The organism is Verminephrobacter aporrectodeae subsp. tuberculatae At4, assembly GCF_000193225.1.
GTDB lineage: Bacteria > Pseudomonadota > Gammaproteobacteria > Burkholderiales > Burkholderiaceae_C > Acidovorax > Acidovorax aporrectodeae.
Genome location: NZ_AFAL01000880.1, coordinates 1 through 673, shown reverse-complemented (window position 1 = coordinate 673; position 673 = coordinate 1). Strand labels below are relative to the sequence as shown.

Here is a 673-nt window from a genome sequence, read left to right as displayed (position 1 = left end):
GGTCCCCACCATGGCGGACTGCCCGCACCCATCCCCATAAAGCAAGGCTAACCACCGGCTTTGCTCCGGGGCTGCGCCTGATGCCGCCCCCGGACCAGGTTGCGCTGCCTTTTTCTGCGTACCTTGGGAAACGGGAAGCACCCGCCCATGGCGGCTTGCCCGCACCCATCCCCACAAAGCAAGGCCCATTACCGGCCTTTCTCCGAGTCTGCGCATGCAGTCCCCGGACCAGATTGCGCTGCCTTTTTCTGCGCACCTTGAAGCGGGAGCCCTCCGCCCATGGCGGCCTGCCCGCACCCATTCCCATAAAGCAAGGCCAAGCACCGGCTTTTCTCCGGGGTTGCACATGCAGCCCACGGACCAACCGGGTGCGCTGCCTTTTTCTGCGCACCTTGGAAGCGGGGACGCCCGCCCATGGCGGCCGGACGAAACCAGTCCCCATGAAGTAACGCCCATCACCGGCGCATGCCCACAGAGGGAATGCGCCCAAACCCCATCCAACACCCACCCACCACGAAAAGCACCATGAGCATCCAACTGAACATCACGCTGGCCAACACCCGCCTCAAGGCAGGCGACACCACCACCGTCACCTTTGCCTTCAACGAGGCCGTCCGCGGATTCACCAACGACGACGTCGTGCTCACCGATGCCAACGGCACGCTGGGCACGC

General features: G+C 64.5%; 1 protein-coding gene. It reads left to right on the top strand.

Translation table 11 applies throughout. The annotated features are described in order from the left end of the window. Positions 1-465: 465 nt before the first annotated feature. Positions 466-673 (top strand): Ig-like domain-containing protein (locus VTU_RS35770; RefSeq protein ID WP_369021527.1); only part of this gene is annotated, 208 nt, incomplete at its 3' end.